The organism is Mycobacterium leprae TN (assembly GCF_000195855.1).
GTDB lineage: Bacteria > Actinomycetota > Actinomycetes > Mycobacteriales > Mycobacteriaceae > Mycobacterium > Mycobacterium leprae.
On sequence record NC_002677.1, the window covers coordinates 356,246 to 377,498 of the forward strand.

The window sequence follows — 21,253 nt, forward strand, 5'->3', positions numbered from 1 at the left end:
CAATGGTCTAAGTGCAAGGCTAGCTGGCGATGTTAGCGATCCGGAAAATGAGTCCGAAGAGCAGAAGCAGCGCTGGCTTCCGGTGAACTGCTCGGCTGCTTCGGGTTGACCGAGCCCAACGTCAGATACGATCCAGCCGCGATGAAAACTCGGTAACGACGACTTGGATTGGAGCATCAACGGTCGCAAGATGTGAATCACCAACGGCTCGGTTGCCGATACCGTGATCGTGTTAGCCAGCACCAGAACCGCCGCCTCAAAGTCTGATGACGACGCAGAGTTAGGGGCACGGGCCTAACGACGGAGCAACAGGCAATGGGGAGGCACGATGCTGGTCATCACCAAGAGTTCGTTCCCAAACGTCGAGGCGTTGTCCGGGGATCTGATTAGTCCGCCTGTCGCTGCAACACATTAACCGTATAGTGATAGAAATTGTTGTTGAACAACATCATTACATTCAAAGTGAACGAAAGAACCAGCACAGTCAGGAATCAGCCAAGGCCTTCGAAAGCTAACCCTGCGCTGCCGACGCAACGAGGGCATTGAGCAGTGCGGTAACGAAAAGTTGCACGTTGCCAAGGTAGCAACCTAGCTTCCCCAACGATATCTACACCTCCGTTCACGCCGATAAGCACGGCTTCAAGCCTGGTTGGCGTGGCTGATGCTGCCCCCGTATGACCTTGATTGGCCATCGGAACCGGATCGCCGCCTGGTCTACCTAGGGACCCCCTTCTTGGGTCTGACTCGTGACCAGACGACCTTACCAGCCAGATGGTATAGATCTACATGCCCAGACTGGTCATGAACTGTATGGGGAAACACACGCAGACACAAAGGAGTGCTTGCTACCGACGAAGAGGCTGAACACGCCGAACAGTCGACCGCCGGCTAACGGTCGCAGCGTCCTGGCGGTTGGCCGAATACGTGTGTTCTACTAGAGTAGTTCTGGATGCCATCCAGCTCCCGGCCCAAGCGAGAACGCACTGAGTGTACGCGTCTTAGGAGCTCTATTTCCCTGAGTTAACGCAAACGGGGCATGTCGTGACCGGATTCCGATACAATGCGGATTCCTCACCGGAAGACAGCCAGGCTGTCATGACTGAGTAAACACTCGGCATATTGATTGTTATCAATGGCGATTGCCGCTTTCCGTTGAGACAGGACAGCATCCACCCACCGTCAAGCTAGAACTGGTACTATTCTCCCCAGAACGCCGCGGTTTTCATCGCCATCTCCTACTGCAGATGCAATCTGAATACGTACAAACTACACCGCTGCTCGGCAATCGCGCACTGCATCCGGCTAGCGCTACTAGCTCAGGGCCTGATCAATATCAGCGATCAGATCGGCGGCGTCTTCGAGGCCAATGGAGATGCGTACCACACCGTCACCGAGCCCGATCGCAGCACGGCCCTCCGGGCCCATCGCGCGGTGAGTGGTAGTCGCCGGGTGCGTAATAAGCGATTTAACGTCACCGAAGTTGTTAGAAATATCGATCAGCCGCAGCCTGTCCAATACTTCGAAGGCTCGTTGCTTAGCGGCGTCCTCCGGAGAATTGAGCGCAAAGGTCACCACCGTTCCACCACCAGACATTTGGCGCTTCGCCAGGTCGTACTGCGGATGCGACACCAAAAATGGATAGCGCACCCAACTCACCGCCGGGTGCTTCTCCAAGAACTCTGCAATACGGTGCGCCGAGGAATTACAGTGATCGACCCTAATCGCAAGTGTCTCAAGACCTTTCAGCAATATCCAGGCATTGAAAGCGCTCATTGCTGGGCCAGTGTGGCGCATCAGCTTTTGCACAGGACCGTCGATGTAATCCCTGTCACCCAGAATGGCACCGCCCAACACCCGCCCCTGGCCGTCGATGTGTTTAGTACCTGAATAGATTACCACGTCAACCCCGAGCGGTAAACCGTGCTGCAGTAGTGGTGTAGCAAAGGCATTGTCCAGAACAACTTTTGCTCCAGCCGCGTGAGCCAACTCAGTCACGGCCGCGATATCTACCAGCGACTGCATCGGATTCGAGGGCGTCTCAAAGAACACCGCTTGAGTTGGAACCGAAAGCGCCTGCTCCCATTGCACAAGGTCTTCGCCGTCGACGAAGACGGTCTCGACACCCCACCGCGGTAGAATTTCATTGCACACCACGAAACATGACCCAAACAGACTGCGCGCGGCCACCAACCGGTCGCCGGAGGCCAACAACGCACCTAGCGAAGTGAAAACCGCAGCCATGCCGCTCGCGGTGACGAACGCCGCAGGGGCTCCCTCGATCAGGCGTAACCGTTCCTCGAACATCGTCACGGTAGGGTTGCCGTAACGCGAATACACAAAGTGGTCCAGCTCGCCGGTGAACGACTTTTCTGCAACGACCGCTGACTCGTAGACGTAACCAGACGTCAAGTACATCGTCTCGGCGGTTTCTTCGAACCGGGACCGTAACAGGCCACCACGGACGCCCACGGTTGCCGCGGTGACGCCGTCCGGCAAAGCCTTAGGCGTGCGAACAGAGCGGTCGTCGGTCATTTGCGCCGGGTCTCCAACGCACGCGGAAGCTGCCCCCACCTCATCACTGGCGCGAGTCACAGCTGCTTCCACGGCAACCCAACCGCACGCCAACCGGTTTCACCGCGGTGACCTTCTGCATTAAGATGGCCCTCGAAACCATCCAATATATTGTACGATGGAGAGATTCCTGCATCGGTCGCGACCTGCGCAGCGCCCATAGAACGGTGGCCCGAACGACACAGGAACACCACCGGGCGTTCTCCCCGCTCGGCGTTTGCTGGCGGGATCCGCTCCTGCAACTCAGCGAGGAAATTCACGTTTGGCAGGCCGTCAGATGTGTTCCATTCGATGTACACCACCTCGCGGCCAAGACTTGACGTGTCGGGTACCCCGACGAACCGCCATTCAGCGTCGGTGCGCACATCGACCAACACCGTGTGCGGGTTGTCACTAAGCATCTTCCATGCCTGCAGTGGGGTGATATCCCCTGCATAGGGACGGTTCATTTCTGTGCTCATAGGTGTTTTACCTGGTACTTTCCATCTTCTAAGGATTCCTGATATCAGCGCCTGAGAACCACCCCCAGTGATCCCGAGAAGGCAAACCCATCAATGAGCATATCCACGGCGTGACGCGTCGTCCTGCCGAGTGGCGGTTCCCCGGGTAGCCAGAAACATACGGCGTCTAATGGATCGGCTCACACCGAAATAAATCCCTCTCGGACCTGGAACTTATGGCTGGCCGTATAGCCAGAACATCCGAAGGTCGCTTTCTGGCACCCAAAGCGCGCACCAGTTAGGGCGTCGGCAGTGGGCTCGTTGGTGAGCTGGCAGAGACCAACAATCGCCGTCGTTTCATCCCTTGCGGTAGCTCGACGGGCGCTTGTGTGTCAGTGGGATCGTACTTCCCGTCAGTCCCCCACTCACCCTCTCGCTCGGTCGAATGGCCCCGCAGGCGGAGTCAAACTATCCATGTTGCTCTGGGATAGGTGCTTGGCGGGGGACTGGTGGCGTTCCCAACCTAAGCTATCTAAGCAACCCGCATAAGAGTGAAATCGCTCCTCGGCTCAATGGTGTTCGGACCGGCCCAATCGGATTGCTCCCCAGGTGGCTGGCCTCCTAGCACCGATTTCGCTAGTACCTGACGTCAGCGGGTAGGACCGAGAGCCCCCACTAACCGCAGGAAGGCTCGTCGCAGATCTGAAAGTTCGGTAAGTAGAAATCCATGTCCTCAGTGACAACACAACAGGAAATATTGAGAACGGCCACAAGGGATTTGGGCAACCATCAGTTCGGCGATGAGTGAGCCCAAGCTGCCGCTATTCACAACCAGTTCGCGTGGCCATGCTGGCTGCAACGCGGGCTCATATGCAGACACCAAGCCTGTCAACGCGGTCGCCGTTGGCGCCGGTAGGAAATAGCCATGCTGGAGTTATGAGGTTCCCCCCGGAAATCAAGTCCACCAGAATTATTCCGGCCCCGACTTGAAGCCGATAGTCGCAACGACGACAGTCCGGCAGAAGCTGGCTACGAAACCGTACTCAACTAGCAACTTCTTACGAATCAGTGATTTCTGGGCTCATCAGCCAATACATAGCAGTTTCCCTCGTCACTGGCGATGGTTGGCCGCGGAGGCCCCTTCGTGGCGTGGATCAGGAACCACCGCCGCCCCGGCCGTGGAATCCGCTCCCAGACCCTGGCGGCGATGAAAGCCTAAGGCAGCCCACTCGATGACAATGACAGTACCCTTATCAACAAACGCAGCATGGTGACCTCTCTGACCCAGACCAATATCCTGTATCCTGTGCCGAAACACCCCGGCAATCGCAGCCATCGAAGCCCAATACAGCGAAATGGAGGACCAGGACATCGGCGCAATAGGACAGCTACGTCGGCTCTTCGACGGCTACTGTCGCGGAGTACACCAGCGACGCTACGCCGCTGTTGAGCCAAGCGGTGACACCGAAAACCGCGGCAGCCGTGCCGGGCTGGCCCACACCTCTTCTCTCAGATCTTAACCTTCCGATGCACGCACCTGTTGCTGTTTCGTTTGGCAGCATGGGCATAAGCGGCGGGACAGCTAGGGGGAGTCCACACACAACGATGAAATGGCTGGCCGCGAAGACTCCATCCCCTGCCGTTGATATAGTCTATCGGCGACAGCGGTTGCCGGTCGAGCTGCCATAGTCAGCGAGCTTTTGGTTCCTCAGACCTAGGGTCGTTCCGTCAGCGGTATGCAGAATCCCGGCGATGTTGCCCAGCGCTGCCCCCGCTATAATCGAGCAATATGATTCGGACAGCCCTCATACCGGCATCGCGTTAGCCAGTTTGGTCGGCAGAGGCATGACCGGCCTTGCGGTCCGGGGGCTGCTCCCCATCGACCCCTGCACCGACGACCCCACCTGGGAGCCACTCGGCAGACTCCGGATTAGCCATATCCAACTCTACGCCGCCCTCGTCGTCCTCCCAACCTTGTCGGACGTACCAGCACTGTGGTGCCGCCGCAGAACCAACAATCGGTTAGCCAAAAATACCTCCTTAGGGCTGCCCGGCGAGTAACCGCACCATCATGCCGTTGCCTTCGGCCAACAGCATCTCGTCGCCGTCGACCAGTTCTGCGGACACAAACGCCTTGCGACCTTCAGTCCTGGTGACCCGTCCCCGCATCACCAATGGTTCATCGATTGGGGTAATCTTGCGGTAGTCCACGTGCAGAAAAGCCGTTCGGCTGATTGAGCGGCCTGCAGTATACGAGATCATGCCGAACAAGTGATCAAACACCAAGGGTAGCACACCGCCGTGCACCGCGTGGTTGAACCCGACGTGAAATCGAGTGAAGTATCCGGTCATTTCAACACTATCGGGGCCGGATCGGGTCAGTGTCCAGGGCGGCAGCAACAGACTGCCCATGCCGGGCATGTCAGGCACCCGCCCAGCCGGCGCCTTACCTTCATCGGTGGCAAACGGGCCTAGCAACTCGACCAAGGCCACGGCGCGGTCGGCTGCGGCATACCATACCTCGTCGCTGGGGTCAGCGGACACTGCCAGGTCCTGCAAGCGGCGCATAGTTGCCACGAATCGACGAAAACCCACACCAGGGTTAGCCAGTTCGTATTCAGGAAAGCCGCTATAGTGTTCGTGTTTAGGGCGTTCTGGAGGTAGGTCTTCTGGGCGCAGGGAAGAATAGTAGGTCACCGACGGCTCCTCAATACATCGCATCGCACGATGGTCTGATCCCGTCCCGGACCGACACCTATGCACGCAACCTGTGCTCCAGCAAGTTCTTCCAGTCTCAATACGTAGTCACGCGCTTTGGCGGGCAGGTCCTCGAATTCCCGCGCTCCGGAGATGTCTTCCCACCAACCCGGCAGCTCCTCATAGATCGGCTCGGCACGGGCGAGATCGCTTTGGGTTATCGGCATATCGTGGGTGCGCACACCGGCGATCTGATAGCCGACGCAGACCGGCACCGTTTCCAAGCTGGACAGCACGTCAAGCTTGGTCAGGAAATAGTCGGTGATCCCGTTGACCCGGGTGGCGTAGCGGGCTATCACGGCGTCGAACCACCCGCAACGCCGCCGTCGTCCTGTCGTCACGCCGATCTCGCTACCAGTCTTGGCCAAGTACTCGCCGTTCTCGTCGAACAGTTCGGTAGGGAAAGGACCAGAACCCACCCGAGTAGTGTAGGCCTTGAGAATGCCTAGCACAGTGTGGATCCGGGTCGGTCCGATACCGGAGCCCAACGCCGCACCGCCCGCCGTCGGATTCGACGATGTCACATACGGGTAGGTGCCGTGATCAACGTCGAGCAGGGTGCCTTGTGCGCCTTCAAGCAGCACCGTCTCACCGGCCTCGAGGGCGTCGTTGAGCAACAGACGAGTGTCGGTGATGCGATGTCGAAATTGCTGCGCCTGCTCCAGCAGCGTTTCGACAACCTGAGCCAGGTCCAACGCCTTGCGGTTGTAGATCTTGACCAACACCTGGTTTTTGAACTCGAGCGCAGCCTCGATCTTGTGGGTCAACTCACCAGGTTCTAAGACATCGGCGACCCGTATCCCCATGCGGGCGATCTTGTCCTGGTAACAGGGCCCGATACCGCGGCCGGTAGTGCCGATCTTCTTGTTGCCCATGTAACGCTCGGTGACCTTGTCGATGGCCACGTGGTAGGGCATCAGCAGGTGCGCATCGGCTGAGATCAGCAGCTGGGAGGTGTCGACACCACGATCTTCCAGGCCTTGCAGTTCGCTGAGCAGCACTCCGGGATCCACCACCACACCGTTACCGATGACGTTGGTAACACCCGGCGTCAGCACCCCCGACGGGATCAGATGCAGTGTGAAGTTCTCGCCAGTAGGCAAGACAACGGTATGCCCAGCGTTATTGCCACCCTGATAGCGCACCACCCACTGGGCACGTCCGCCGAGCAGGTCTGTGACCTTACCTTTGCCCTCGTCGCCCCACTGAGCGCCGATGAGGACGACTGCCGGCATTGACTTGCTCCCACCTAAATCCCGCGTGTTTACGCCTGCTTATTGTGGTCCAGCCGGTGATCAACTTAGCCCTGCAATGATGCGAGCCGTGCTCGGCCCGCTGTGGGGTAACCCCCAGCCGCGTACCGGCGGTAGGGAGGCCGAGCAGTTCTAGCTCGAACACAACCGTTTGCGAGGAGTATCTTGAACACGTCCGATAGCGCCCCCGGCGTGGCGGTGTTGCTGTTTGGCGACGACCGAACCCGACAACGATGGAACACCCTAACCGCGCTGTCCACCTACCGGGCCGGCGGTCCCGACGACATCGACTCCATTGACGCGACGATCGGCCCGTACAGGCGACTGGTGGTCGTTGGCGGCGACGGCGACCTGGCAGCGGTGCTGGGACGGCTGTTACGTGCCGACCGGCTCGACATTGAGGTGGCTTATGTACCGCACCAACGCACCGCGGCGACTCGGGTCTATCGCCTTCCGACCGGGCGCCGAGCGGCGCGACGCGCCCGGCGCGGTTACGCCACGCGGGTACCGCTGATCCGCGACGAGACCGGGTCGGTGATCGTAGGCAGGGCAGACTGGCTTCCGGTTGTCGACCGACAGCCGTTGCACGGTGAGGCAATAGTTGATGACATCCCGCTGTTCGACGGCGATGTCGCCGGCGTGCGCATCGCACCGACGCTGGCCATGCCGGGCTTACGGGCCAGGTTGCATACCTCCCGAACTGGCATAGGCATCTGGAGCCGATGGCTCACCGGCCGAGCGGTGCAGCTAGGCAGCACCGGTGTCGCTGTGGTACGTGATGGTGTCCCGACGCGCCGTCGGGAGCGGCGATCGACGTTCTACCGCAACGTCGAAGGCTGGATGCTGGTCCGGTAATTGCTACTGGTAAGTTCTCCCGTTCAGCACAAATCGGTGCGACCTCGCCCGAATCTTTGTGGCCCTGGTCAGACTGGACCACCGCCGAGCTGTGCTGTCGTAGCTCGCCGGGGTGAGCGTGCGACCACTGGCACATGCCGGAGTGTTTATCTTCGTGATCGCGCCGACTGGTTGGTTTCGCTGTGTCTGCACGAATGCGGGCACACGCCTAAGGCTTGACGATTCGGCAAACAAGACGTCTCAGCAACCACGATATTGCAGTGCAGCGGCTACCTGACAATGGATCTGCTGCGGTTACCGCGATCCGGCGCTCTCACTTGCTGGTGACGATGTGGTTCATCGTGCTGGGCAGTATCGTCCTGCCGGGTGCAGCCGTGGACTTGCGGACCTGGTTCATGAAGCCTACCCGTCCGCACCCTGGTCAGCTTGGCGGACCGGCGGCCAACCTTGCGTTGGCTATGCTGATGATAATGCTGATCAGGTTGTATTACGACCCTGCGCACACAGCCTTGTAGGCAGAGGTGGCGTAGCCGGCGGTGGCCAGGGCTCGCACGTCGGGCTCCGGGGCCTGGAAGATCACGACGACTCAAAGCCGCATATTAAGTCCCGAGATCAAATCTGCCAAGCAGTACGCTGTGTTCATTTTGCTGTTCTCTTTGTTGGCACTAGGCATGAACCACGTTTCTCTTCGTGGATCGTGTACTGGCGCTCTTCAACTTGCCTGGTGTGACCCACTGGCTGGTGACCGTGGACAATGCATTTGCCCACTTTAATGGAGCCGCTGGTTCTAACGCTTGCAATGCATGCGTAAACACGCATATATTGCACACATGGGCTCTGGGGGTAGTTACACTCCCGCTGAGGCCGCCATATATCGGATGATCCGCCGCATGATCGTTGCCGCAGCGATCTTGATGGTGTTCTTTGGTGTGGAGCTGACCATAGCGTTACTGATCAACTCGATCACACTGCTCGCCGATGCGGGACACATGCTCACCGACGTAGTTGCCGTGTTCATGGGGCTGGCCGCATTGGTGCTGGCTAAGCATGGTCACTCAGCACCCAACCGCCCCTACAGCTGGCATCGCGCCGAGGTATTTACCGCAATGGCCAACGCCGCGCTGCTGATCGGGGTCGCGACGTTCATCCTATACGAGGCGATCCGACGGTTCAAGGAAGCCCCGTACATCCCGGGCATGCCGATAGTGGTGGCGGCGCTGGCCGGCCTGGTCACCAATTTCGTGGTAGCGCTGTTGTTGCGCCCGCACGCGGAGGACAGCCTGGCAATTAAGGGTGCCTATATGGAGGCGGTCGCGGACACCGTAGGCAACATCGGTGTGCTGATCGCCGGTGTTGTCACCCTAACCACGCACTGGCCCTACGCCGACGTGGTGGTCGCCGTGCTGGTGGCGCTCTGGGTGCTGCCACGGGCAATCTCGCTAGCCCGGGCGGCTTGCGGATCTTTTCCTAATTGTCGCCGGCCCACAATCGATGTCGAGGCACTGCGTTCAGCACTAGGACGCAGGCGACGTCACCGAAGTGCACGACCTGCACGTGTGAACACTTTCGCTCGGCGAAGATATGTCCCACCGCGCACCTGACCAGCAACAGCAACTCCATCCGGAGGTGGGCCGGCTCTGGAACGGGTCCGATGTTGGCCGAAGTCCTGGGAAAGGCTAGCCTACGCGACAGTCCAGATCGGATGTACCGACGACATCTATGACTGTTCGGAAATCTTCTAGAGCCCGAGCTCGTTGCGAGCTGCGGGGTCGCAATCGTCAAGCAGATTCAGGCAGCGTCTATACTCGTCGGTCTCACCAATGGCGTTCGCGGCCCGCGCCAGCGCGGCCACGCAGCGCAGGAAGCCGCGGTTCGGCTCGTGCGAATACGGCACCGGGCCAAAACCTTTCCAGCCATTGCAGCGCAGCTGATCGAGACCGCGGTGGTAGCCAGTGCGGGCATACGCGTAAGCTGTGGTAGCCTTATCGTCGGCCAGTGCCCCCTCAGCAAGTGCCGCCCAGGCCACCGACGCGGAAGGATGGGCGGCGGCAACGGTTCCGGGATCCTTGTTTGCGCGCAGTTCCACCTCGGCGGCGCTGTCATCGGGCAGCAGTATCGGATCAGGCCCCAGGAGATCACCCATTGACGTCATGGTCTCCATTCTGCCGTTCACCCCGCCAGCACATCGACTCACGCCTCAATCCGGGTCCAGAGTCGCTAAACTCTAAATATTGACTCGATAGCGGGAAGACAGGAGCGCTAAATGCCTAATGCATCCGAGCCCGAACGCGGCATCACACTAAACCGCCCCGGGTTGGCTCCACGCACTTTGGATAAGAACGTCGTGTCCAATCTACCCGAAGCCAAAGACAACCCGGCCATGACTCACGGCGAAGAGATCGCCGCAGGCTACCCACTAGCGCATAGCGACTCGGAAACCGAGGCGATGGTACTAACCAAAACCGAGCCAGACCAAGATCCCGGGGCAGACAGACAGCATCACGAGCGCCGCTTCACCGCACCCGGCTTCGACGCCAGAGCGACCGCCATCATGGCCACTGCACCGGATCCCGCGACCGAAGCCATCCACCCTCCCTTAAGCTCGTCCGATCCACCAGGACATCTAGGGATTTCCCCAAAAGCTGCTGTACCACAATCGATTCCACCCGTGCTAGGAACTAAGTTGCGGTCAGCTCGACATTTTCATTGGGGCTGGGTGGTGGCGCTGCTCATGATGGTGTTGGCGTTAGCGGCGATCGCAATTCTCGGCACCGTGCTGCTGACCCGTGGTAAACACGTGAAAGCCTCGCCGGCAGAACAGGTTCGGCACGCCATCCAGAGCTTTGACGTCGCGGTGCAAACCGGCAACCTGACGGCGTTGCGCTCTATAACCTGCGGTACCACCCGCGACGGCTACGTGGAGTACGATGAGTCCTCGTGGGACGAGACGTACCACAGAGTTTCAGCGGCCAAACAATATCCGGTGATCGCCAGCATCGACCAGGTCGTCGTGAACGGCCAACACGCCGAAGCAAACATCACCACGTTCATGGCCTACGACCCACAGGTCCGCTCGACACGCAGCCTTGACCTGCAGTTCTGCGACGATCAATGGAAGATCTGCCAGTCCCCTAGCGGCTAACTCAACAGTCAACTGTCAACTAGCCGCCACCGACTTTCCGGCGCAACGTAGATCGTTACAGGCCTCAAGCACCCGCTCGGTCATCGATGCTTCGGCCTTCTTAAGATAGCTGCGCGGGTCGTACACCTTCTTATTGCCCACATCGCCGTCGACCTTAAGCACGCCGTCGTAGTTAGTGAACATGTGACCGGACACTGGGCGAGTGAATGCATATTGGGTATCGGTGTCAACGTTCATCTTCACCACACCGTACCGCAGCGCCTCCTCGATCTCCGACTTTTCCGAACCGGAACCGCCGTGGAACACAAAATCGAACGGTTTCGAGCCCTCAGACTGACTGAGCTTGGCCGCTGCCACCTTCTGACCTTCGGCCAGGATGTCGGGACGCAGCTTAACGTTGCCAGGCTTATAGACACCGTGCACGTTGCCAAACGTCGCAGCCAGCAGATACTTGCCGTGTTCACCGGCGCCCAGAGCATCTATCGTCTTCACGAAATCCTTCGGAGTAGTATATAATTTTTCGTTGATTTCGCCGGCCACGCCGTCTTCCTCGCCGCCGACCACACCGATCTCGACTTCGAGAATGATCTTGGCGGCCGCTGCGTCCTTCAGCAGATCTTGGGCTATGGCCAGATTCTCATCGATCGGTATCGCAGAGCCATCCCACATGTGCGATCCGAACAGCGGATCCTTACCGGTCGCTACCCTTCTAGCCGAGATCGCCAGCAAAGGGCGCACGTAACTGTCCAGTTTGTCCTTGGGACAGTGGTCAGTGTGCAGTGCAACGTTGATCGGGTACTTGGCCGCAATAGTGTGAGTGAACTTCGCTAGCGCTACCGCACCCGTCACCATGTCCTTCACGCCGAGCCCGGAGGCGAACTCCGCACCACCGGTGGAAAACTGGATGATGCCGTCACTGCCAGCGTCAGCAAAGCCTTTGATAGCGGCGTTGACGGTCTCTGAAGACGTACAGTTGATGGCCGGAAAAGCGTATGAGTTTTCCTTGGCGCGTCTCAACATCTCGGCGTAGATCTCCGGTGTTGCGATAGGCATGAAACTTCCCTCCTGAAAACTGAGTCTATCCAGTATCGCAACATCCCAATGCCGGTTAGCAGCCAATCTGCGCAGGATTTTTTGTCCACAGCCAGCAGAGGCTACGTGTTTCGGTCGGTATGTTGTGACGTCATGAACACCGCCATAGTGGCCTTGCCGCCCACCCTCGACCCGATGTTCTGGATTGGTCCCGAGGGCTTTTTCGCGGCGGCGATGCTTCCCGCCACCCTGGTCATCATCTTCGTCGAAACCGGCTTGCTGTTCCCATTGCTACCTGGCGAATCACTGCTGTTCACCGGGGGGCTGTTGGCCACTAAGGGGACGATCGATATCTGGGTGTTGTCCCCTTCCGTAGCGGTGGTAGCGGTATTAGGCGATCAGATCGGGTATCTCATCGGTCGGCGCATCGGCCCCGCACTGTTCAAGAAAGAAAATTCACGCTTCTTCAAGCAGCACTACGTAACCGAGTCGCACGCCTTCTTCGAGAAGCACGGGCGATGGACGATCATCCTAGCCCGTTTCTTGCCGTTCATGCGGACGTTCACCCCGGTGATCGCGGGCTTATCCTATATGAGTTATCCATTGTATCTGGGGTTCGACATCGTGGGCGGCATCCTCTGGGGCGGAGGCGTCACGGTTGCCGGCTACTTCCTGGGCAACGTGCCGTTCGTCCGCCAGAATTTAGAGAAAATCATCCTGGGCATTCTATTCGTGTCACTGCTGCCAGCGCTGATTGCGGCCTGGCACGGCTATCGGTCGCAGAGCCGAACAGCCAAAAGCGAACTCGCCTTACCAGACTGAACCCAAGCAGCTAGTGGTGGGTGGTTTTGAGGCGTTTAGGTGTGGTTGGTTGAGGTAAGTGGGCGGTGTATGTGGTTGCTGTCTTGGAGTTGCGCGATGGCGACCGGGGTCGGCTGGGGTGGTTGACGAGGGTGTTGTGGGTGCTGGTGGGGCAGGTGACACGGGCGTGGATTGTGTGGTTGGTGTCCGATGGAGTGGCTAGATACTGATATCGCGGTTCGGGTACGCCGGGGACGGGACGTGCTTCGGTGATCGATGAGGTCATGGTGCTCGTAGAGACGTTGGTCGGCGATGTTATGCGAATCGGCCGTTCAGCGTCGGAGCGGCCCGTCACCGGAGCAGTTGATGGCTGTGGGGGATTTCGTTTTCCTTGGCCGCGCGGATCTGGCATAAGTGGGGGCATCCAGTCGCATCGCGTGAAGACCTTCAAGTTCGTTACCGACCCCGACGTGGGAGACCAAACGGCGTGATGTGGTCGGGCTCGACCTGGATCCACGTGCGTCACGAAGTGCTGATGATTGGCATGGCAGTGAAGGTGAGAGATCTTCGCCGCCGGGCCTGTCGCAGCAGGAACGGTGAAGCGGGGGCACCTTGGCCTTGGGTGGCGTCGGGAAGGGGAGGAATCGTCCTAGGTCCTGCTTGGGTGTTGTGTGGCCAACACGATTTATCGGGTTGGGGTCATCGTCGGTCGATCGTGGCCGCAGGTTTGATGACCTGTTCAATCTCGTGTGTGACCCGGCGAACATTGTTGGTGGCGTTTGACTGGGTCACGGGCAACTATGGGGCGAATACTGCTGGTGTGGACGCCCGGACCGGAGCCCATGTTGAGGAAATCGTCGAGGTAGCGGGTTGTTGGACAATCTGCGGATCGAGTCGTTCAGGCTGCGTTGAAGCTGGTGTTGGAGCCTGTCGTCGAGGCCGCTTTCGAGCCGATCTCCCCTGGATTCCGCCCCCAAGCGGCGATCTCAGGGACACGATCGCCGAAATTCACCAATACAGCACTACAAGCTATCGGTGGGTGCTGTATGCAGACATTGAGGTGCGCTGTGACTCTATCTCACATTCTGCTCTGTTGGAGCGGATGCTATTGCCAGTCAAGGATAAACGCGTACTTGGTCCTGGTGAAGGCGTTTTCTAAGGCCGGTGTGCTCACCGAGTCTGGTGAGCACCAGAACACTCACACCGGAACGTCTCAGGGCAATATCTTGTCGCCGGTGCTGACCAACATCGCCTTGCCTGGGCTCGATGAGTATCGGATGCAGCCATGGAAACCGTGCGGCTCGATGTCCACTGCTTACCTGCCTAGTCGGCGCCGCGTCACAGGCCTGCTGAGTACAACGCAGTCGTCCCGCGTAGCGGACGACTGCGTTGTACTCAGCACATGGCGACCAGACACGCCAGAGGCCTGCAAAACGAAATAAACTCGATGCTTACGCCTCTAGGTCTGCAGCTGTCGACTGCAAAGACAAAGACCGCGCACTTCGGTAACTGGTATGGACTTTCGCGGCTTCCACACCGGGTGGACACCCAAGAAGGCAACGACCACGTGGGCATGTCTAGGACTTGTATCGCCGACCGGGCACGACGGTCGGTCAAAGCCAAGATCCGTGCCCTGGCAAACAGGAAATCACAGCGCAATCCGGGGGCCGTGCTGGCACAGATCAACCATCGGTGGTTTCGAGCACTGTATCGCCGGAGATGGAAAGACATTCGCCGGCAGTTCACCACCTCCGAAAAACGGTGAAAACCGATTGACGCAGAAGAGACCACCCTATTGAACCCGACCTCGATACCGGTCACCCGGTACCGCTACCAAATCACCACAATACCCAACCCTTGGACCAGTATTCCCACCGCCTAACGGTAGTGACCATGAAAAGCCCGGTGCGCAAAGACGCGCACACCAGGATCGGCGACCAGTCTGGGAAACGGACCGAAAGTAATACACCCACACCGCGCCCCAGGCCTACTCAACCCGCGGCCGCGATTATGCTCTAGCGTCGACAATGAAGCCCCAGACCCAAGCAGCTGGATCACACCCAAACCGATTCTGCCACTACCTTCAAACTCGCCACCAAAACACACCCACACATACAGGCATGCCCCAATCTGCGACAACTACGCCAACCCACAAACCCCCAGCAGCCGATCCTGGCTACAGGATAACCAGCAAGCCACACTGCACTTCACACCGACAAGCTGCTCATAGCTGACACATAACCAAAATCTTCTTCACCACCATCACCCGCCACAACACGTTCACCGATATCAACAACCTCGAAACCGCGATCCCCACCTACAACGAACACACCACACCGTTCACCTGAACCCAGACCGCAGACACCCCCTCAACAAAATCAAACGTTAAAACAATCACCAACACACAACACTAGCGAACACATCAGACCTGACTTAACTCATGTTTGGCGACATTGACTAGCTGCAACGGTTTGACCTGATGGTTTGTGGTTGGGATCGGTTGCAAGAAAGCACCCCGTGTCACCATCGTTGAAACTGCTATGGGATGAAATGAATTCGGAGTGAACCAAATCGGGACCGCATTAACACGAAGATAACATCGCCACCACGTGCCTTATCTAATCACACAGAACGTGGCTGTTCTCAACTTTTATCATCAGTATCTGTAATTATTTTACGCATCACTGGCGTCCACATAACACTGGGCTGAGAAAATGTTAATAAAGGCTTCTCTTGGGTAGTAGGGATACTAAATAATATCGTTAATTTGGTGTAGAGATAAGCAATCTAAATATATTTTAGATAATGCTATTTGATTGTTTATGGATTTCGTACCGGGCTTCGATAATTTCTGCTAGATTATTCTAGGATGTTATCGACGGTGATCGTTAAGCGGATTGATTGGACTCGATCGATTAGGTAGTGTTGCTTGGGTGGCTAAGCTACGTCTGGTGTATCTACCCCCGAATCCAGCATCACGTACGTTGTATTTGACCGGGGAGATCGCTTAGTGCGATCTGTGGTTTTCGTCGGTTGAAATGTCGGTGTTGCCCGGGCAAAAACCAAGCCGATGCGGTTACGGATTTTATCTGCATGCGAGAGGTTTTTGGTCTCCGTTGTCCGATGTGCCGGAAGTGACCTCATCATCGAGTTTGTCGAGAAGGGCAGGAACGAACGGAGAGGGTTGGTACGTATGGCAACCTCAGCAAGCCAGCGAACCTCGCCAACGAACGAGAGCTGGTCAGGTTGGTGAAAAACCTCATTAGGGTCGGTGGCCACCGAGCTACTGCTATGAGCGTTCACTGGGGAGACGATTCGTGCCACTTCCACCGACCCAGCTGTGGGACGCTTGCTAATTTATGATGTGCCGTGTGACGGCGAGTTGTTCGGCTCGTGTGGTTGTTTCCGGACGCAAGTGTGGTTGAAGAATCAAACAAGGCGTCACAATTTTCTATAACGCTACGGTACAGACAAGTCCGAATAGATTGCTGCATCGTTGTAGTTATTCATATCGTGTAGGTGAGCGTGTTGCCCAAATCTGACCACAAAGGACGCCGTCGGTAGAGTGTCCACATTAGCTGCACTGCTCCGTTAGTTCGCAGGGTCCTTGAAAGGCACAGTAAGCCGATCAGCATTTCGCCGCATCGAGGCTAACGGAAGTTGGGGCGACCGCGATGTTCAACGATTACATGGAGATTCCCGCATAGGTGGCGGTGATGGCCATTGCCTTGCCGATGCTGTATACGATCGTAACTCTAGACCCTAGAACCGGCAGGAACAGGACGCTGCGCAATTAGATTTGGGCGTGCACAAGCACTTATCTAGTGGGTGCACAGCACAATCAAGCATAGAAGCCTGAAGATATACGTGCAGAGATCAATCTTCCAAGAAGATGTCAGAGGTACCACTCATCGCATAGTGCTATAGTGGTATTTTAAATAGATTGGGTCACTTTGGTCATGCACTGGTGATGCGAAAAAAGAAGGATTGCTATGGCAGTGACTACAATGAGGCTCACCGCCATCGTCCGGCGAAGGCGAGAGACCGAAGTTTCCGGTGCAGCGTGACATGCGGTTTGTGCTGTAGGCGGTACACACGATGTCGACCAGTGCGGCGGTGAGGATGGCCGAGTCTATCAGGCTAGCGAGACTGGGGATACTGCTCACGCGCCCCGATCCACTGGTAGAATATGGAGCACTGCACCTTCGAAGCCTATTGCTGAACAAACTATGGCTACTGTAACCGCCCACCGTTCCGAACTGTGAGGGTTTCTGATTGCTAGATTCAGTCGCCAGATCAACGTCACGCTAGCGAGTGCACCAGCACTGCTGTGTACGTTATCGCGAACTGCACCTCGGGTCAGGCCCCGGTGACTAGAGTCGCAAAAAGAATTCTGATTTCAGTCTCGATTGTCGTCATCCATTCCTGATGATGACCGTATGTAGCGTGTTGAAAATAAGCATTTTACTATGCGATCGGCTTAGTGTTCTTCGTCGCTTTATGATCAGCTACGGTCCAGGATACTTCGCACGAGGGATGGGATCGATACTCGACGCGAGCAGATGTAGTGCATAATTTTCGGATACGACCTGGTGGTTGCCAGCAAGCACATTGCCAAATTCGTGGTAGGCAATGTGGTACTGATGCACCTTGCTAGTCAGGAGGTGGTAAACTATGATATCGATATCGGAAGCAATTAGTATGGCCTCGAGAATTCTTCTACCGGAAGCTGTTCCGTACGCAGGCACATCGGCCTACTCCACTGCTGTGTCAACGTCTTGGCTAGCTGAGTCACTGTGAACCTATTCGCCAAGTTAGCTCGGTTAGTTTGTCAGTTGCGCAGCTTTTCACAGACGGTTAGTCAACAAAAGTATAACCGTAGTCTTGGCGACGTCTTCGGCTAAGCCTCGGTACGTAACCTCGACTGTTTGACCGTCGCGTACCATCGGCGTGTGCATCGAGTTGATTGAGTCTAGTTGAGTACCAACGTAACCGAATGCTGTTACTTTCTCTGTATTTCGGATTCACGTCTCCCAAGTTACATTCGAGATTGGTTTTTACTAAATTGCAGTTCGCTGAGTCTGCGCTTTTCAAATACCGGCGATGATGTTAAGCTCGGTTCCCTGGTAGGGTAAGCGTCCTGCGGTAGTGAAATCCGTAACACCAGATAATTGTATCCCCGCGGTCGATTACGCAAATACCCGGCCAGCGCATATAGAGCTGGTTGAGCACGGCCGCCGCTGCGGTATGGGGTGCGGGTCGGGTTGGTTCGAGCTCGTCGGTACAGTTAAATCTTTGTGGATCATGGTTAGCCGATGCAAGATATAACCGTACCGTCTGTCCAGCGACGACTGTATGCTGACCGATCTCAACATCGGTGACTGCGAAGCGCGGTCCAGCCAACCCTGGTGGTGAGAGAAAGCACAATAGTGCGTCGACCGCTGAGGTCTGGTCGGAGCCGAAGTAAAGAGTTTTAGAGTTGCTCATGCCTACTCGACAACGTCAGCACCGACCCAGTCAGCAAGTCTATGAGCACTTTAAGTACCAAACAAAGAGCAGTTAGAACAGCAGCCTGGCCAGTTCGTTGGCTTTAACACTACTGGCTGCGATCAACCGGGTGAGCAGAGTCTGGGTCGCTACCCCTAGTGGCTGTCAAGTCCAATAATTTACTGCATGCTAGCTAACGTGTCTCATGCTCGCGGCAGCCCTGGCCGGGTGCATCGTTGAATTCGCCCGTGCTAGTGATCGATCGCGAGCGTCATCAGGCAGTCCAAGCAGCTCGCCGAGTATGACAGCCAGTAGCAGAATAGCGATGCGGTCAACGAAGTAGAACTCGCAGACCTCCTGGAGTTGACACATTATTAAGATCAATCAACTGCGAAGCCTGAGCAGTCGATTCGTCCCGTCGTCGCAGAGCCAGCTTGGCTACCAGCCGTCGCCGCAGACATACGATATCATCGGCATCACTAGTTGGAAAAATATCCAGCGGGGTTGGCATGGCTAAACTCCGATAATCGAACCGGTCTGTGAACCGCATCCCGGTGTCAGCGGTTAGGTTTCCGACAACGGCGACGAAAGCTTCCGTGCGAACTCCTGGTCAAAGATGTCGAGTGCGCTACTAGCGCACACACATCACATGTACAGCCTATACCGTCCTTGCAGCAACGTGGAAACCTGGCTAGCGTAACATGAGGTACCGGCTGGAATCCATTGCGACTGTCAAGGGACTTGAACTTAACTGGATCCTATGCTAAATAAGCATGTTGCCGAAATTGAAGTGCTGGGCATCAGTTGGCGTTCATGAGTAGCTACTGCCATAGTGATTATGACTTGAAATCGTTTGCGCTCAAGTTGTTCTAGCCGTGTCTGCCATCAGTTCGTTCGAGAGCTTCACGCTTGACGAGCTTGTCGATAATGTCGCTGACGGTTCCTGAACTCGTCTGGCGATGGTTCGCCGCATACAAAGCGATATTGCTAACCCCCATATTGCACACTGCTCCAAGCAGTTCCAGTTCTGTTTGGATCTGCTTACTCGGGTCGTCATCAAAGAAGTAGGCAACCGGCACATCGAAAAATCAGCCAATGTCTGCAATGACGCTTCATCGGATTGTCTTCGCCTGGTCGTACACAACCTGCCATAGGTTATGTAGGCGAGAAGCTGTCTCCCGCAACCTCCTAGCACACCGCCGAAACCTCATTTATTAGTATGCTATTCCTCATTCGGTGCACGGACGATTTGGAAAAACTTATCGATCTTGTGGGCAAGCGTCACGGGAGGCTTCGAGCCGCCGGCAGTCATGGGGCACCTAAACTTCCCAATCGATGGATAAGATCGACGGGCTGGGTTTCCACCGCACAAAATCCACATGGCAATCTCCTCCTGAGCCTGATGGGCAGCTGGTAGCTCATGAAATCGTCACGTCATAACCTTTAGCTCTTCCGAGATCCCTGCCTTTACTGGCAACAATCTCTCCTACACGAGACCTGCCGAGCGCATACCCTTCTGCACGCCGGTAGCAACTCATGTTAAAGCGACAGCAGTCAATCCATGCTAGTTGGCAAAGCGGGCGATGCAGGCCGTATTAGGTAATGCCGTTGGTGTGGTGAACAACGGTGACAACATCGACCGGCCTGAATAAAAGCTTAGACACGACTTTTCAGATTGGAGTCGACAATACTCGACAACACCATAACGCGCCACGTCACAGAAGATGTATCGGGCTTCGCGGCTATCGCGGAGGGCATCGTACACACCGTTTAGCATGAATTACGACACATTTGACCGCTGGGTAGACATCGAAGGTAATGAGTTGGGGTGCAAACTTCACGATCTTAGTGACGACTGTGCTGGATCGGTCTTGTCGCACTTAGTTTCATAGGGCGCTCAGTGCTGTTGTGCTCGTCGGCTATCTTGACATCGAACTCAACGTCCACGCAGGAGGCACTGGATATCTTGTGCGGCTCAAGCAATGCCGCTGGCTGCTAGCAGTTGGTGTTAATCCTCAACGGAAGACACGCATTGTGCTTGCCAGCATATTGTCTTATCTTTCAGCGAAGAGAAAATACTTAATTCCTTAATTTTTGCAAAAATTATGCGATGTTCGTCAATTTGCTATTAAACGACCTAGCTGATAGCCCGCTATGTAAAGCGGGTAGCTTTCATGTATAGACTTGGGCCAGTGTTGCTATGTGCTAATTGGTGACCAATTGTACGGTTCTGTGATGTCAGTCCAGAGCCGTGCCTCTTAACGAAGAAGGCTCACAACAAGATACGATCGTGGCCGGATGTATAAAACGATATCACACTACGTAGGTTAAAGTACTGAACCTAGCTTCGATATAGTCATTCGAACGCGATCTATGTGGGGAGTGATGGCGCTCAATCAACGTAGTGAGGGAGCGTCACGTCAAGGGTCTCGTGCCGCGTCTCTAGCCGGGTGTCGTCAATCGTGTAAGTGAGGTCGATTAGTAGTTCGCGGTGCCCAATACCGTGCTAGATTCAATCCAATGTTTGGTCGGCCACTACGATCGTGTTGTGCACACCGCTCGAAGTGTCTACGAAACTGTGACGACTCGAAAACAACTCCTCAGAGTGCAATGCATGATCGAGCAAATCCTCGATGTGTACACGATCGGCCGAATACTTTTGCTTGCTAGACCAACAGTTTTGTTGTAGACAACACCGCTCAATCGACAGCTGCCATAGCGATGGCTAATCCTGGTCTGTACCTGCCGCGCATACTAACCACTGGAACACTGCGCTAGAATTTCGAATGGAGGGGAACAACAAAAAACCACGCGGGAGCACACACCAAGTGCGCTGAGAGGACGGATCGGGGCCGTCGACCGTATGAACCTGACCGGGTAATGCCGGCGTAGGGAGATGAATAATGACTGAAACC

General features: G+C 56.4%; 14 protein-coding genes, 3 pseudogenes and 1 riboswitch. Of the genes and pseudogenes, 9 read left to right on the forward strand and 8 right to left on the reverse strand.

The window, feature by feature from the left end; all coding sequences use genetic code 11:
• Positions 1-1,311 precede the first annotated feature (1,311 nt).
• From ML_RS01375 to ML_RS01395, 5 genes are all read right to left on the reverse strand, one after another.
• On the reverse strand, positions 1,312-2,532 hold the full coding sequence (locus ML_RS01375) for an O-succinylhomoserine sulfhydrylase (protein ID WP_010907642.1): 1,221 nt from the start codon (positions 2,530-2,532) through the stop codon (positions 1,312-1,314).
• Positions 2,533-2,588: 56 nt separating this feature from the next.
• Positions 2,589-3,032 carry a rhodanese-like domain-containing protein gene (locus ML_RS01380; RefSeq protein WP_010907643.1) on the reverse strand — a complete coding sequence of 148 codons (444 nt, stop codon included), beginning with the start codon at positions 3,030-3,032 and terminating at the stop codon, positions 2,589-2,591.
• Between the two features lie 1,090 nt (positions 3,033-4,122).
• Entirely contained in the window at positions 4,123-4,347 is a 225-nt protein-coding gene (locus ML_RS01385) for a hypothetical protein (RefSeq protein ID WP_145985162.1), read from the reverse strand.
• Between the two features lie 704 nt (positions 4,348-5,051).
• Positions 5,052-5,690, reverse strand: a complete 639-nt coding sequence (locus ML_RS01390) for a PaaI family thioesterase (RefSeq protein WP_231846826.1) — start codon at positions 5,688-5,690, stop codon at positions 5,052-5,054.
• Positions 5,691-5,704: 14 nt separating this feature from the next.
• Positions 5,705-7,003: an adenylosuccinate synthase gene (locus ML_RS01395; RefSeq protein ID WP_010907645.1), complete on the reverse strand. Its 1,299-nt coding sequence runs from the start codon at positions 7,001-7,003 to the stop codon at positions 5,705-5,707.
• Between the two features lie 183 nt (positions 7,004-7,186).
• Here ML_RS01395 and ML_RS01400 point away from each other — a divergent pair, with 183 nt between their 5' ends.
• The 3 genes and pseudogenes from ML_RS01400 (at position 7,187) to ML_RS01410 (ending at position 9,618) form a co-directional block, all read left to right on the forward strand.
• Positions 7,187-7,876: a hypothetical protein gene (locus ML_RS01400; protein WP_010907646.1), complete on the forward strand. Its 690-nt coding sequence runs from the start codon at positions 7,187-7,189 to the stop codon at positions 7,874-7,876.
• Positions 7,877-8,136: 260 nt separating this feature from the next.
• Positions 8,137-8,391, forward strand: a complete 255-nt coding sequence (locus ML_RS14750) for a hypothetical protein (RefSeq protein ID WP_049769632.1) — start codon at positions 8,137-8,139, stop codon at positions 8,389-8,391.
• 315 nt (positions 8,392-8,706) lie between these two features.
• Positions 8,707-9,618 (forward strand): annotated as a pseudogene (locus ML_RS01410) (cation diffusion facilitator family transporter).
• On the opposite strand, the gene ML_RS01415 reads toward ML_RS01410, so the two are convergent.
• Positions 9,615-10,028 (reverse strand): DUF3151 domain-containing protein, encoded by a 414-nt coding sequence (locus tag ML_RS01415; RefSeq protein WP_010907648.1) that lies wholly within the window; start codon positions 10,026-10,028, stop codon positions 9,615-9,617. The pseudogene ML_RS01410 and the gene ML_RS01415 sit on opposite strands and share 4 nt — an antisense overlap.
• Before the next feature lie 111 nt (positions 10,029-10,139).
• On the opposite strand from ML_RS01415, the gene ML_RS01420 reads away from it, so the two are divergent.
• The gene (locus ML_RS01420) at positions 10,140-11,018 is read left to right on the forward strand and encodes an Rv0361 family membrane protein (RefSeq protein WP_010907649.1); all 879 of its coding nucleotides are present in this window, start codon (positions 10,140-10,142) and stop codon (positions 11,016-11,018) included.
• Between the two features lie 15 nt (positions 11,019-11,033).
• On the opposite strand, the gene fbaA is transcribed toward ML_RS01420, so the two are convergent.
• Complete coding sequence (gene fbaA / locus ML_RS01425; RefSeq protein WP_010907650.1) at positions 11,034-12,071, reverse strand: class II fructose-bisphosphate aldolase; 1,038 nt, start codon at positions 12,069-12,071, stop codon at positions 11,034-11,036.
• A gap of 132 nt (positions 12,072-12,203) precedes the next feature.
• On the opposite strand from fbaA, the gene ML_RS01430 reads away from it, so the two are divergent.
• From ML_RS01430 to ML_RS14765, 5 genes and pseudogenes are all read left to right on the forward strand, one after another.
• Positions 12,204-12,872 carry a VTT domain-containing protein gene (locus tag ML_RS01430; protein ID WP_010907651.1) on the forward strand — a complete coding sequence of 223 codons (669 nt, stop codon included), beginning with the start codon at positions 12,204-12,206 and terminating at the stop codon, positions 12,870-12,872.
• 65 nt (positions 12,873-12,937) lie between these two features.
• Complete coding sequence (locus ML_RS01435; protein ID WP_156511828.1) at positions 12,938-13,081, forward strand: hypothetical protein; 144 nt, start codon at positions 12,938-12,940, stop codon at positions 13,079-13,081.
• 654 nt (positions 13,082-13,735) lie between these two features.
• Positions 13,736-13,986 (forward strand): annotated as a pseudogene (locus ML_RS14755) (RNA-dependent RNA polymerase family protein); the annotation flags it as partial.
• Between the two features lie 7 nt (positions 13,987-13,993).
• A complete protein-coding gene (locus ML_RS14760) occupies positions 13,994-14,293 on the forward strand; it encodes an RNA-dependent RNA polymerase family protein (protein ID WP_049769633.1) in 300 nt (99 codons plus the stop codon).
• A 1,418-nt stretch (positions 14,294-15,711) separates the two neighbouring features.
• Positions 15,712-15,859, forward strand: a pseudogene (locus ML_RS14765) (IS21 family transposase); the annotation flags it as partial.
• A 3,348-nt stretch (positions 15,860-19,207) separates the two neighbouring features.
• On the opposite strand, the gene ML_RS01460 reads toward ML_RS14765, so the two are convergent.
• Positions 19,208-19,417 (reverse strand): hypothetical protein, encoded by a 210-nt coding sequence (locus tag ML_RS01460; RefSeq protein WP_010907654.1) that lies wholly within the window; start codon positions 19,415-19,417, stop codon positions 19,208-19,210.
• 1,722 nt (positions 19,418-21,139) lie between these two features.
• Positions 21,140-21,250: riboswitch (TPP riboswitch) on the forward strand.
• Positions 21,251-21,253 lie beyond the last annotated feature (3 nt).